The 13388-nt window shown below is 51.6% G+C and carries 10 protein-coding genes; 4 read left to right on the top strand and 6 right to left on the bottom strand.

Translation table 11 applies throughout. From position 1 onward, the window contains the following. Positions 1-186: 186 nt before the first annotated feature. From ACKPVM_RS09000 to ACKPVM_RS08980, 5 genes are read right to left on the bottom strand one after another with little or no spacing between them, the layout of a single operon-like run. Positions 187-1938, bottom strand: a complete 1752-nt coding sequence (locus ACKPVM_RS09000; RefSeq protein WP_409308702.1) for an acetyl/propionyl/methylcrotonyl-CoA carboxylase subunit alpha — start codon at positions 1936-1938, stop codon at positions 187-189. Continuing rightward, positions 1922-3532: a 5-oxoprolinase subunit B/C family protein gene (locus ACKPVM_RS08995; RefSeq protein ID WP_409308836.1), complete on the bottom strand. Its 1611-nt coding sequence runs from the start codon at positions 3530-3532 to the stop codon at positions 1922-1924. The genes ACKPVM_RS09000 and ACKPVM_RS08995 overlap by 17 nt, the downstream gene beginning before the upstream one ends. Positions 3533-3543: 11 nt before the next feature. After that, positions 3544-4350 carry a putative hydro-lyase gene (locus ACKPVM_RS08990; RefSeq protein WP_409308701.1) on the bottom strand — a complete coding sequence of 269 codons (807 nt, stop codon included), beginning with the start codon at positions 4348-4350 and terminating at the stop codon, positions 3544-3546. Positions 4351-4359: 9 nt separating this feature from the next. Further along, positions 4360-5127 (bottom strand): LamB/YcsF family protein, encoded by a 768-nt coding sequence (locus ACKPVM_RS08985; protein WP_409308700.1) that lies wholly within the window; start codon positions 5125-5127, stop codon positions 4360-4362. A gap of 10 nt (positions 5128-5137) precedes the next feature. After that, on the bottom strand, positions 5138-6379 hold the full coding sequence (locus tag ACKPVM_RS08980; RefSeq protein ID WP_409308699.1) for an NRAMP family divalent metal transporter: 1242 nt from the start codon (positions 6377-6379) through the stop codon (positions 5138-5140). A gap of 366 nt (positions 6380-6745) precedes the next feature. On the opposite strand from ACKPVM_RS08980, the gene ACKPVM_RS08975 reads away from it, so the two are divergent. Continuing rightward, a complete protein-coding gene (locus ACKPVM_RS08975) occupies positions 6746-7411 on the top strand; it encodes a GntR family transcriptional regulator (protein WP_409308698.1) in 666 nt (221 codons plus the stop codon). Positions 7412-7477: 66 nt separating this feature from the next. On the opposite strand, the gene ACKPVM_RS08970 is transcribed toward ACKPVM_RS08975, so the two are convergent. After that, positions 7478-8866 (bottom strand): NarK family nitrate/nitrite MFS transporter, encoded by a 1389-nt coding sequence (locus ACKPVM_RS08970; RefSeq protein ID WP_409308697.1) that lies wholly within the window; start codon positions 8864-8866, stop codon positions 7478-7480. Between the two features lie 334 nt (positions 8867-9200). On the opposite strand from ACKPVM_RS08970, the gene narX reads away from it, so the two are divergent. The 3 genes from narX (at position 9201) to ACKPVM_RS08955 (ending at position 13154) form a co-directional block, all read left to right on the top strand. Continuing rightward, on the top strand, positions 9201-11009 hold the full coding sequence (gene narX / locus ACKPVM_RS08965) for a nitrate/nitrite two-component system sensor histidine kinase NarX (RefSeq protein WP_409308696.1): 1809 nt from the start codon (positions 9201-9203) through the stop codon (positions 11007-11009). Next, on the top strand, positions 11002-11652 hold the full coding sequence (narL, locus tag ACKPVM_RS08960; protein ID WP_409308695.1) for a two-component system response regulator NarL: 651 nt from the start codon (positions 11002-11004) through the stop codon (positions 11650-11652). The genes narX and narL overlap by 8 nt, the downstream gene beginning before the upstream one ends. 221 nt (positions 11653-11873) lie before the next feature. Continuing rightward, positions 11874-13154, top strand: a complete 1281-nt coding sequence (locus ACKPVM_RS08955; RefSeq protein WP_409308694.1) for an acyltransferase family protein — start codon at positions 11874-11876, stop codon at positions 13152-13154. The last annotated feature ends 234 nt before the right edge of the window (positions 13155-13388 follow it).

Below are 13388 nucleotides of genomic sequence, written 5' to 3'. Positions count from 1 at the left end.
TTAACACAATGAAAAGTAAAAATAAAAACCGGACACAAAAACCATACGGAATAAGTGATTTACCCTAGTGACTATTTGGAGGTAGTAGGCCTACGGTTTGTAGAATATAGAGGTAGAAGAAAGAGAGGAGTGACGATTGCAAACGCAACACCATACGTCTGCAATCACAAAATAATACACCGTGAATTAACGAATAGTTGCCAAGACTGCTTCCGCAGCAAGATAAGCACCTTGTTCAACACTGTGGTGTAGCGTACCCGCCCGGTGTGCCTGGATCTGCACTTCCATTTTCATCGCCTCCATGATCGCGACAACATCACCTTTTTCGACCGATTCACCGTCTTCAACCAGCCAACTGTGCAGGGTACCGGCAATCGATGTTGGCAATTGCGAAGGATCCACCGAGTTATCTATTGGCACTTCGGCGGAAAACGTCGTCGCATGTGCAGTCAGTCCCCCCAGTAGATGCAGAGGAAACGCCAATTGATGCCGGCGGCCATCAATCTCAATGAAAGTACGCGTCATCGTCTTGTCTGGCGTTGCGATACAACGAGCCTGCGCATGAATGTCGCCGGAAAATTCGGTTTCAATCCAGCGGGTATGAACTCGAAACGTTTCTGTAAAATCAGCGTCTTCCATGACGGCACGGTGAAATGGCAACACGGATGCGATCCCCTGAATATCGAACTCACGCAGCGCACGTCGTGCCCGCTGTATCGCTTGGTCACGCGTACTTCCTGTCACGATCAACTTCGCCATCAATGAGTCATAGCTACCGGGGATGGTCGAGCCTGCATCAACGCCGCTATCAAGACGAACGCCCGGTCCGCTGGGAGCGCTAAAGTGAGAAAGTGTACCCGGCGTCGGTAAGAAGCCTTTTGCCGCATCTTCCGCATTAATACGGAATTCAAATGCGTGACCGCATGGTTCCGGTGTTTCACGAATACTAAGCGGTAAGCCTTCCGCAATGCGCAATTGTTCCACGACGATATCGATACCGGTGGTCTCTTCCGTGACCGGGTGTTCCACCTGCAATCGAGTATTCACTTCCAGAAAGGACAGCGTGCCATCGCCACTCAGTAAAAACTCAACGGTTCCCGCGCCTTCATAGCCCGCATGTGCGCAAATAGCCTGCGCAGCCTGATGAATTCGTTGCCGTTGCGCTGTGGTAATAAACGGGGCTGGCGCTTCTTCTACCAGTTTCTGATTGCGACGTTGTAAGGAGCAATCCCGTGTTCCCAACACCACAACATGGCCCTGTTTATCCGCGATGACCTGCGCTTCAATATGGCGAGGTTTATCCAGAAACTGCTCAACAAAACATTCGCCACGCCCAAATGCCGCTTCCGCTTCCCGCACAGCGGAATGATAAAGTTCTGCCACTTCATCCAGTCGCCACGCGACTTTCAGCCCACGACCGCCACCGCCAAATGCGGCTTTTATCGCGATGGGTAAGCCATGTTCCTGAGCAAAATCCAGCACTTCCTGCGCGTCGCGCACCGGTTCTGTCGTCCCCTTGACTAAAGGGGCGCCCACAACCTGCGCGATTTTGCGCGCCTGAACCTTATCGCCAAGTTGCTCGATCGTTTCCGGTTGTGGACCGACCCAAATCAGCCCCGCCTCTTGTACCGCACGGGCGAATTCGGCTCGCTCGGATAAAAAGCCATACCCCGGATGGACCATCGTCGCGCCCGAACGGCGTGCGATATCAATCAATAACGGAATATTCAAATACGTATCCGTTGAACGCACGCCCGGCAACGCCCATGCTTCATCTGCCAAGCGCACATGTAAGGCATCGACATCAGGATCGGCATAAACGGCAACGGCTTGTGCACCATAATCCCGACAGGCACGAATAATACGCACCGCAATTTCACCCCGATTAGCAATCAGGACTTTTTGCGGCTGACCGTGATAATTAGAAACGGTGTTCATCAAAGATTTCACTCTCATTAATGTCATGAAACGGGCGAACGGCATTAAACCGGATAAGGGCACCCGGAGGGATTTGTCCCGCTAGATCAAGATGATACTCAGCAACAGCGGCAATCACCGGATAGCCCCCCGTGAGCGGGTGGTCGTTCAGGAACAGTACAGGTTGACCGCTAGCAGGCACTTGAATTGCCCCACAGCATGTTCCTTCACTGGGCAATTCCTGATGCTGGCTACGCGTTAACGTTTGGCCTCCCGATAAGCGCAGACCAATACGGTTAGATTGCGACGTAACCAACCAGTCTTGTGACGTCAACAGTGCGATAGCCTCAGCGGTAAACCAGTCGGTTCTTGGGCCAAAGACGACATCCAAAGTGACAATGTCACCTGACATAGGCAGCGATACGGGCGGTAATACCTCACACTGCACCGCCGTACAACCTTCTGTCCCCCCGATGTTCAGCACATCTCCGGTTTTCAACGGTAAGGGGCCAACCTGCGCCAAACTGTCAAAAGCACAGCTCCCCAAGACGGCATCAACCAGAAACCCGCCACGCACCGCAACGTAGCTACGCAGTCCCGTTGCCGCTCCCCGCAGGAAGATTTCATCCCCATCACACAGGTCAAGGGGCTGATAGCATGCCATCGTCACCGTGTCACCAGAGGCTGTCTTTAGCGTGATCTCGCAAGGCGCGCCCGTCACACAGAGTAACAATTCACCCTGTACCCGTGCGCGGAACCCACCTTGCACGATTTCAAGGCACGTATGCGTGACTGGATTCCCCACAATGCGGTTCGCATTACGCAGCGCCGCCTTGTCCATCGCCCCAGACTCACCAACGCCCATTGCTGCCTGCCCTGGCCTTCCTAAATCCTGATACAAGGCTTGTAGCCCACTGGAGAGCACGGTTAGGTTGGTTGGCGTAACGTCGGTGTGCTCCTCCGACACCGAGGTCACGGGGGGGAGACTGATCACGGCGGTCTCGCTGGTCGCATCCACAAACCGGACTTGAGTCCCCGGCAGTAAAAGCGCTGGCTGCTGCCGATGTAAATCCCACATTTTCAGCGGTGTATGGCCGATAAGTTGCCAACCTCCGGGGCTGGCCTGAGGGTAAATACCACTGAATTCGCCCGCCAGGGCCACGGAACCAGCCGGAATACGGGTACGTGGCGTGCGGCGGCGTGGCACCTGCCACGATGAATCATGAGAAACCATATAAGCAAAGCCGGGCGCAAAGCCGGTGAAAGCCACACTCCAGAGAGCATCGGTATGGCGTGCAATCACATCCGAGACGCGAATGCCAAGGTGCTCGGCGACATCGTTCAGATCTTCTCCGTTGTAATACACCGGCACCGTGACCTGCTGTGGACTTGCTGACGGCACACGCACTCGCTCACGCTGGCTAATCTGCCCCGCCAAGACGGTTGCCGAAACGGCGACAGGTTGAAACCGGATAAGCAACGTTCTGGCAGCCGGGATCACCTCTTCGATACCATAAAGCGGCTGTTCAGATAAGGAGTCAAAAAGCGCTAGCGTCTCATTCAGATCCGCTAACTCGACAAGGAAACTGCTCAAGTTGACCGGTAAAAAGCGCACCATTCTCTCCCTTAGCGCTGCCAGGCCGCGTCTGGCACGTCCGTGATAAACATGTGTCCCGGCGCGTGGCTGAGAGCAAAAGGCACACCGGACTTCATGACCGCCGCCTGCGGCGTCACGCCACACGCCCAGAACACGGGGATTTCTCCCGGTTCAATGCGCACAGCATCGCCAAAATCTGGCTGCATAATGTCGTTAATACCCAGCAACGAAGGCTCGCCAATATGAACCGGCGCACCATGTACTGCGGGGAAACGCCCCGTGATCATCACGGCATCGGCCACGCGATCGGCAGGGATTGGGCGCATAGAGACCACGAGTTCCCCCTGCAAGCGTCCCGCCGGGCGGCACAATCGATTAGTTTTATACATCGGTACGTTGCAACCGGCACTAATGTGTCGGATGTCAATGCCAGCCGCAGACAGTGGCGTTTCAAATGTGAAGCTACAGCCAATCAGGAACGTGACTAAGTCGGGGTGTTGCGGCCACAACGCCGATGCATCGGTGATTTCATCCACCAGCTTGCCCTGTTCCCATACCCGGTAACGCGGAATGTCAGTACGCAAATCCGCACCTTCCGCCAGCATAGTGTGAAAGCCCCCTTCTTCTACCACGTCCAATATTGGGCAACTTTGTGGGTTACGTTGGGCATAGAGTAAAAAGTCAAAAGCCCAGTCACGCGGAAGTGCGATCATATTGGCCTGGGTCATCCCCGGCGCCATGCCCGCAGTCGGTTTGTCATATCCCTGGCGAATGGCCAATCTGGCCGCTCTGGCACTATCAATCGCGTGTTGAGTGGCTTTCATCAATGCGCTCATTTTTGCTCCTTATGCATTCAGGAAAGAACGAATGGTGATGCCATTCGCTTCCAACAGCACACGCACCTGAGCCGCCATCGCTATGGCACCGGGGCTATCCCCATGCACGCAAATGGAATCTGCCTGAACCGGCGTGAAGTCCCCCTCAATCGACGTGACGCCACCGTCCGTCACCATTTGCAACATCCGCTGTGCGACCTGTTCTGGATCATGCAGAACCGCGCCCTTTTCTCGGCGTGAAACCAGACGGCCATCAGAATGATAGGCACGGTCGGCGAACGCTTCGGCGACTGTTTTTAGGCCTTTCTGCTGCGCTAATTGGAGAATGGGTGAACCGGCCAGACCGACTAATGGCAATTGCGGATCGTAGGCAAGCATCGCGTCAATAACAGCTAACGCCTGACGCTCATCATAGGCAATGGTATTGTATAACGCGCCATGAGGCTTGACGTAACGCACCGTCGTTCCCACTGATTGAGCCAATCCTTGCAACGCGCCCAACTGATAAATTACATCGGCTGTCAATTCATCGCTGGCAATATCCATCGCACGTCGGCCAAAGCCAACCAGATCGGGATAACCCACATGGGCGCCAACGCTAACCCCACGTTGGTGAGCGGCACGCAATGTTTCACGCAAGCCAGCGGGCGAGCCGGCATGAAAACCGCAGGCGATGTTGGCACTACTCACCAGTTCAAGGATCGCGATGTCATCCCCCATCTTCCATTGCCCGAAGCTTTCGCCCAAATCACTATTTAAATCAATTTGTTTTGGCATATCGCTTTCCTTAACCCATTTTCAGGAAATTAAAAATTGCGCTAACAGACATCGCGCCCATGTACCATGTCAGCGCACAGGTAATCAGCCCCAGCCACAACAACCAGCGCGGGTAGTCATACCCCTCCATCAAGTCGGCACGCTTCCATCCCACATAGACAAATATCGACAAGCCAACAGGCAGAATCAGTCCATTAACGCCCCCCACAAAGACCAGTAAAGCAGCCGGAGCCGTGCCTAATGAGAGGTACACCAACAGAGAAACCACGATGAACACGACGGTAGACATATTGCGCTGACGTTCAGTCATCGACTTTTTAAAGACAGTCAGGAATGAAACAGAGGTATAGGCCGCACCAATCACGCTCGTTAGTGCCGCCGCCCAAAAAATCAGGCCAAAGATTTTTACCCCGATGATTCCCGTCGCATGTTGGAAAGCCTGAGAAGCAGGGTTCGCCACCTGGCTGGAGATATCCAGCGTCACACCACTCGCCACCACACCCAATATCGCAAGAAACAGGATGTAGCGCATAAGCCCGACTACCAAAATCCCTTTTGTGGCGGCCGCAGAAACCGCTTTGATGTTCTCTACGCCTCCCATACCTTTATCCAGCAGACGGTGCGCGCCAGCATAGGTGATATATCCCCCCACCGTGCCACCGACGATGGTCGTAATGGTGGCAAAATTAATCGAATCAGGCATAACACTCTGACGTAACGCTTCACCTACTGGCGGGTTCGACATCATCGCCACATAGAGCGTCAGCGCAATCATTAACAGCCCCAAGGCCACAATGATACGGTCAATCGCCGTGCTGGCTCGGCGTGAAGAGAAAATGTAAATAGCCAGCGCCGCACTGATCAGCCCACCCCATTTGGGTGATAGCCCCAACATGGCATTCAGCCCTAACCCGGCTCCGGCAATATTCCCGATGTTAAATACCAAACCGCCCAAAATAACGAGCACTGCCAATACATAGCCACTACCCGGTAATGCCGCATTCGCGACATCCGAAGCGCGCATACGCGTCGTGGTGACAATACGCCACACGTTCTGCTGCACAACATAATCGATCACAATCGACGCCAGAATACCGAAAGCAAATGCGGCTCCCATCATGGCGGTAAATGTCGCGGTCTGTGTAATAAAACCGGGCCCTATTGCTGATGTCGCCATCAGGAAGATTGCGGCAATCAGCGACGAACGTCGATTTTGGGCAAATGTATTATTTCCCGTCTCTTGTGCAGCCATGTGACTCACTCCCGTTAGTAGATAGTTACCTTCACCTTCTGTTAAGCAATTTGCAGACCATTGTTGGTGCAAAAATTATTATTGTTAATAAATGCAATGGTAATTGTTGAACAATATTCAAATAAGTGTTGATAAAAAAGGCAAAAAAAGCGACATCACTCACAAGAAAGCGTGTTATGTGATTCATGACCTCCGATAACGAGGTATGCCCCTGAGCAGAGTATGCACAGAAATGACGCACCAACAGAGAGAGTTGGCACTGCGATGATGCAACGCCGGCACAGTATGTGGCGGCACCACCTTGCCGCTACTACGGGAATATGTGAAGATTGCGCAATACGTCCTCCCGTAACTCACTGGATCTTCATGAAGAAAGACGCGCCCGTACAAATGCTGGGTGAGAAAACCGCCGAAATTATTCGCCAGAAAATTATCATTGGCGAACTCGCTCCAGGTATGCGTCTTTCCGAGGCCTCACTGAGTGAGCTACTATCCATTTCGCGCAATACACTGCGTGAAGTCTTTAGGATCCTGACGCAAGAGGGGTTGCTGTGTTATGAGCCCAATCGTGGCGTGTATGTCGCAATCCCTGATATCGCCGCCATCATTGATATTTATCGCATACGTAAACTGATTGAATGTGATGCGCTAACGCACGCCTATCCGCTCCATCCGGCCGCGACACAAATGGAAGCCGCCGTGTTGGAAGCGCGGCAGTATAGTAAAGAAGGGAACTGGGTCCGCGTCGGTACCGCAAATATGAAATTTCATACCGCTATCGTGTCGCTTGCTGATAGTGAACGTCTGACCCGACTATATCGTCATATCTCTGCGGAGCTTCGTCTGGCTTTTGGTCATTTAGATGACCCTGAATTACTTTACGCGCCCTACATTGAAAAGAATGCCAACATACTCGCGCTGCTGAATAGCGGGCAGAATACCTTGGCGGCACAGACGCTGGCAGACTACCTTGATCTTTCCGAACGGACGCTGCTTGCAGCCTATTCGCGCCATAAGCAAACTGCCAGGTAATCCCCGGAAGCACAGCACGAGGGTTTGCGCCGAGAGTTAGTCTCGGCGCCATTGTTTATACTGACGTTATGATTTCTTTCTGGCATAAAACAGCCACGTCACCAGAACGCACACCACATAACACACCACAAACACTTTCATTGCACCCGTTGGCGATCCCGTTAACTCCAGCGACATCCCAAAGGCTTGTGGGATGAAGAAGCCGCCGATCGCGCCAATGGCCGAAATAAAGCCCAACGCGGCGGCAGTATCCGTGGCGGCAGTGCTCTGCGCATCCGCATCGCTACCACCCTGCGCTTTCACCCGATCCGTCGTTAATTTACGGAAAATTACCGCGATCATCTGGAAAGTGGAACCGCTGCCTAACCCTGCCGTCAGGAACAACATCATAAAGATGCCAAAGAACATCCCGAATGAACCCGGAGAATTTACACCCGGCAAAGACAGGAACAGCAACACCGAGAAAATCGCCATCAGGATGAAATTAATCAACGTAACTTTCACACCGCCAAAGCGATCGGACAGCATTCCGCCCACCGGACGCGCCAGAGCCCCTAACAGCGGCCCGAAGAATGCGTAGTACAGAATCACGATATCGGGAAACTGTGTTCTAGACAGCATGGCAAAACCCGCCGAGAAACCGATGAATGAACCGAAGGTAGACAGATACAAAAAGCTGAGTACCCACAGGTGCATTTGCTTCAACACCGGCAATTGCTTGCGTATCGATGCATTCGCCGTTGAAAGATCGTTCATACCAAACCAGGCAGCCGTTGCAGCAATAATCAGAAACGGTACCCACATCCATGCGGCATGGTGTAGCCAAATCTGGTGACCGTCTGGCTGAACCACGCCATTACCAGAAAAGCCCAACATCGGCAGAAAAATCACCACCGGCACCAGCAACTGCATGACGCTCACGCCGAGGTTACCCAATCCGCCATTAATACCTAATGCGCTCCCCTGACGCGATTTAGGGAAAAAGAAGCTGATATTCGCCATGCTGGAGGCAAAATTAGCGCCAGCAAAACCACACAGCAGGGAAATCGTCACGAAAATGCTGTAAGACGTTTGCGGATCCTGTACGGCAAAACCGAGCCAAATACACGGAATAACCAGAATAATGGTACTTATCGTTGTCCAACGGCGGCCGCCAACCAAAGGAATAACAAATGAGTACGGCACGCGCAATAAAGCACCGGAAACAGAAGGCAGCGCGGTCAGCAAAAACAATTGATCGGTGGTAAAACTAAAACCAACCTTATTCAGGTTAACGGCGACGGTACTGAAAATCATCCAGACACAAAACGACAACAGCAGACAGGGAACAGAGATCCAAAGGTTACGCTGCGCTATCCGTTGCCCGCCCGATTGCCAGAGCGTGGGATCCTCAGGGTTCCACTCACTTATCAGCGTGCTCTGCGATATTTTTCCAGTTGATGAAGTCTGCGTCATAAAAAACCTCGATGAATAAAAACGCCAGTGTGGCTAAGGCGCCACATTAGGGATTACACCGCAGGTAAAGTTGACGTAAATCAACACGCTGACAGGTAAAAAATTGCGGCTAAAGGCACTACACTCCTTATTGAGTAAGAAAAAATAAAAAATAAATACAGTGAATTCATTCCGTTATATCCGTGTTTTTATTCACAGTTCTACCCCTACCCAATGCACGGATATTCAGTGGTACTTACTAATGGGTATAGGGATATCGCTATCGATCGGGAAAAATACGAATGAACGTTATCCCCTTCGATAAGGGATATCTACTCCCCCAGTTGAGGTTGGTATGTTTAAACGTCTCCTGCTGCCATTATCTCTCGTCAACCAGATCGCGTTGCTGATGTTGCTACTTGGTGTGTTAGGTATCGCAGGCATGTCGGTTTCCAGTTGGATGTCTCAGAGCATCCAAGGGAACGCGCACGCCATTAACAAAGCCGGTTCGCTACGCATGCAGAGCTACCGTTTACTATCGATGGTGCCGCTCTCTGCCGAGAATGAAATTTACTTGCAAGAGCTGGAAGAGGACGAAATCAGTAGCGATTTACAGCAGGCAGTTCGTCGGGAAGGACTCAGCGAGCAATTCACGGCGCTACGCGTTTTCTGGCTGGAGAACCTGCAACCCCATCTGCGACAGGCGACACACTCTGCCGATGCCTCAGCCGATGTTGCCCGTTTTGTGAAACAACTGGACGATCTGGTTTCCGCCATCGATCATAAAACGGAACAGCGCCTGATGATGGTCACATTGGTGCAACGCATCTTCATCGGCATCATGTTTATCCTGCTGGTCACGACGTTCTTTTATTTACGTCGTCGTCTGTTAACACCGTGGCGACGTCTGGTTTCGATGGCTCAGGCCATTGGACACGGCGATTTCACCCAACGTGTTGCTATCAACGGCCATGACGAAATGAGTACGCTGGCAAAAGTGTTGAACAGTATGTCGGATGAACTGTCCGCCATGTATCATGGTCTTGAGCAACGAGTCGCGGATAAAACAGCAGATCTACAACAGAAAAACGATCTCCTTTCTTTTCTTTACCGCGCCAGTCGCCGGTTGCATACCAGTGCACCACTATGCAGTCGCCTGATGCCCATCCTGAATGAATTAACGTTATTGACACCGCTGTGCAATATTCAGCTACGCTTGTATGAAGGCAATAACACCGAACAATTTCATCAGTTTAGCCATCACAGTTCATCGCAGCCGGATCACTGTCCTGATAGTCACTGCCAAAGCTGTGGCATGCAACACGCCACAGCGGCCCCATCCGGGCGAGCGTTATGTTGGGATCTGCATGACAAACATGGGCAATACGGTGTGGTATTGGCAACCCTGCCAGAGCAACGCGAACTAAGCCGCGATCAACACCAATTACTCAATACACTACTGGAGCAATTAACCAGCACGCTGGCGCTGGAACGGCAGTCTAACCATCAGCAACAACTGATGTTAATGGAAGAACGCGCCACGATTGCGCGTGAATTGCATGACTCTATCGCACAGTCCCTTTCCTGTTTGAAGATTCAGGTCAGTTGTCTGCAAATGCAAGGGGGCGATTTGCCTTCCGAAGCTCAGCAGCGGCTCAGCGAGATGCGAGAAGAGTTGAACACCGCCTATCGCCAACTGCGTGAACTGCTAACCACATTTCGTTTGCAGCTGTCGGAGTCCGGGCTGTTAGCAGCACTGAGAGCAACGGTAGAAGAGTTTAGTAAGCGGCTGAATTACCCGATTGAGCTGCATTATCATTTGCCTCCTCAGTCAGTTTCAGCCCATCAGGGGATTCATATTCTGCAAATTATTCGCGAGGCGTTGAGCAATATTTATAAGCATGCTCAGGCTAGTCAGGTTGATATCACGCTACGACAACATCAAGGGAATATTGAACTGAGCGTATGCGATAACGGTATCGGCATCACGGATGATATCAGCCGTGCCAACCACTATGGTTTGATTATTATGCGTGACCGTGCCCGGAGTTTACACGGTGAATGCCTCATACAACGCCGGGAATCGGGAGGAACCGAAGTCCATGTCAAATTCCTCGCCGATCGCCACCAACGGCCATCATTAACAGGAGAAAATCATGATTAACGAAGATGCGGCGACGCTTTTACTGATTGACGATCATCCGATGCTTCGCAATGGCGTCAAACAGCTTATTAGTATGGATCCCGAATTGCGCGTCGCGGGAGAGGCCAGCCATGGCGAACAGGGAGTGGAGCTGGCTGAGCAGCTTGATCCTGACTTGATTCTGCTTGACCTGAACATGCCCGGAATGAATGGTCTTGAAACACTGGCTCGTTTACGTGAGAAACCGCTATCAGGGCGTATCGTTGTGTTCAGCGTATCTAACCATGAAGACGATGTTGTCAGCGCACTGAAAAACGGTGCCGATGGTTATTTATTGAAAGACATGGAACCGGAAGATTTACTGACCGCGTTACATCAGGCGGCATCGGGAAAAATGGTACTCAGTGAGACACTCACCCCCATTCTGGCCGCTAGCCTGCGAGAAAGTCGACACAGCAGCGATCGTGATATTCAGCAATTGACGCCACGCGAGCGCGATATTCTAAAATTACTCGCACAGGGACTTTCCAACAAAGTGATCGCCCGTAAGCTCACGATCACAGAAAGTACCGTGAAGGTTCATGTAAAACATCTGCTGAAAAAAATGAAACTGAAATCCCGGGTGGAAGCGGCCGTCTGGGTATTACAGGAAAAAGTTTTTTAAGTCACCACCCCGCCCTTCGTCATCCTCGCCCCGGCGAGGATCCGCCTAAAAATGAAGAATTTAGATCGTTTGCACAAATTCTCATCGACCAAAGTAAACCGCATTTAAACGAACAGACCATTTATAGCCATATTCTTAATTAACGTGACGCGGCTCTCGTCTAAACTACGTTATTACAGCACGTTTACGCTGTTTCAACAGACTTAGCGTTGAGGAACGACATGAATAAAGTCAGTAAAGAGCGATTTATCGGACTAGAGTGGTTGCGATTTTTGCTCGGCTGCTACGTGATGATTTATCACACCGTACATATTTATCCCCAGCGCGAGCGCGTGCCATTTTTAGCCGAACTCACTAGTATGGGATTCTTTGCTACCAGCACATTCTTTGTATTGTCGGGTTTTTTACTGGCACACGTTTACATCAAAGATGGCCGCTTACGCGAGCCTGCTCGACAGTTCTGGGCCAAACGCTTCTTTAATCTCTACCCCATTCATATTATTGCCCTGATTTCATCGATTGCCGTGGTGACATTAATGCAATGGCTGGCCGTTCCACCGGAAGGCCAGGTTGCCAGCGCCCGTTTCGTGATTTATGACACCAACGATCCTACCGCCGATCCTGAAACACTACGCCATTACATGACGAATGCGCAGTTGGCCTTTAACAGCCTCCTGCAAGTGCTGATGTTACAGGCGTGGAATCCCTACTTCCTGACGTTTAACGCGCCGCTATGGTCGCTTTCTACCCTGTTCTTTTTCTATCTGACATTCCCACTACTGGCTCCTCGGCTGCTGAATAGCCGACATCCCTGGTTATGGATGGGGATCATCTGCCTGCTTTATTTACTGCCGCCGATTTGGGTTATCTGGCAACAACAGTACGGTATGCCGTATACCGGTCTCTTACAGCGCGGCCCTATTTTCCGCCTACCCGAATTTTTAGCCGGCATTCTGGGTTACGCCCTGTTCCGACTGTATCGCCAAAAAAAGGTGCTACCGTTGAGCAAAGGTCAACGATATGCGTTCGCACTGTTTATCGCAGCCAATTTCCTGGTAGCAACCTGGTTATTCACCAGAGGAGAAGCCTATTGGTATTTCCTGTTGCACAATGGTTTGCTGCTGCCCGCTCAGGTTGGATTGGTGTGCCTCAGTGCGCTGGCACGTGAACCTAACAGCGAATGGTTACGCCACTGGTCACCTCGTCTTGGTGCGGCATCGCTATCTATTTTCGCCCTGCACGTCCCACTCTTTAACCTGTTCCGCACGTTAGAACAGTTGGTACGAGGTAATCCCATGGCTTGCTTCTCGGATTGGGACCAATGCATTACGGCGGCCGGGCAAGTTCAGCTCTCTATGACTGGCTACATCATCTTCCTGATATCGACTGTCACCCTGTGTGTTTTATTCCAGGAGCGCATTGTTTTGCGTGTTCGCCAATTCCTGACGTCACGTTTCCTGACCCACAGGACATCGCCATCACAAACACAGACATCATCCTGAAGCACGTCCCCGAAGCGCTGAGAAACTCAGTGTTTCGGGGCATTTCCGCGATGGTGGCGTCTCAATATCAGAGCGTTCTATCTGTATCAAAATGTGACAGACCTCTCGTTATAGCCGTTAATCATCAAACGCATCTTTTATAACTATTTACATTCTAACCAATATTCGTTTTAGGCTAGAGCCTCACGCCAATTCCTGTTAATGTTTGCCGTTCCGGGGTTAAAACCGGTTCAT

Origin of the sequence: Pectobacterium hainanensis (assembly GCF_046237015.1) — a bacterium.
Taxonomy (GTDB): Bacteria; Pseudomonadota; Gammaproteobacteria; order Enterobacterales; family Enterobacteriaceae; genus JBJYIN01.
Note: the sequence above shows the minus strand (reverse complement) of the source record. Positions and strands in the feature narration are given on the sequence as shown.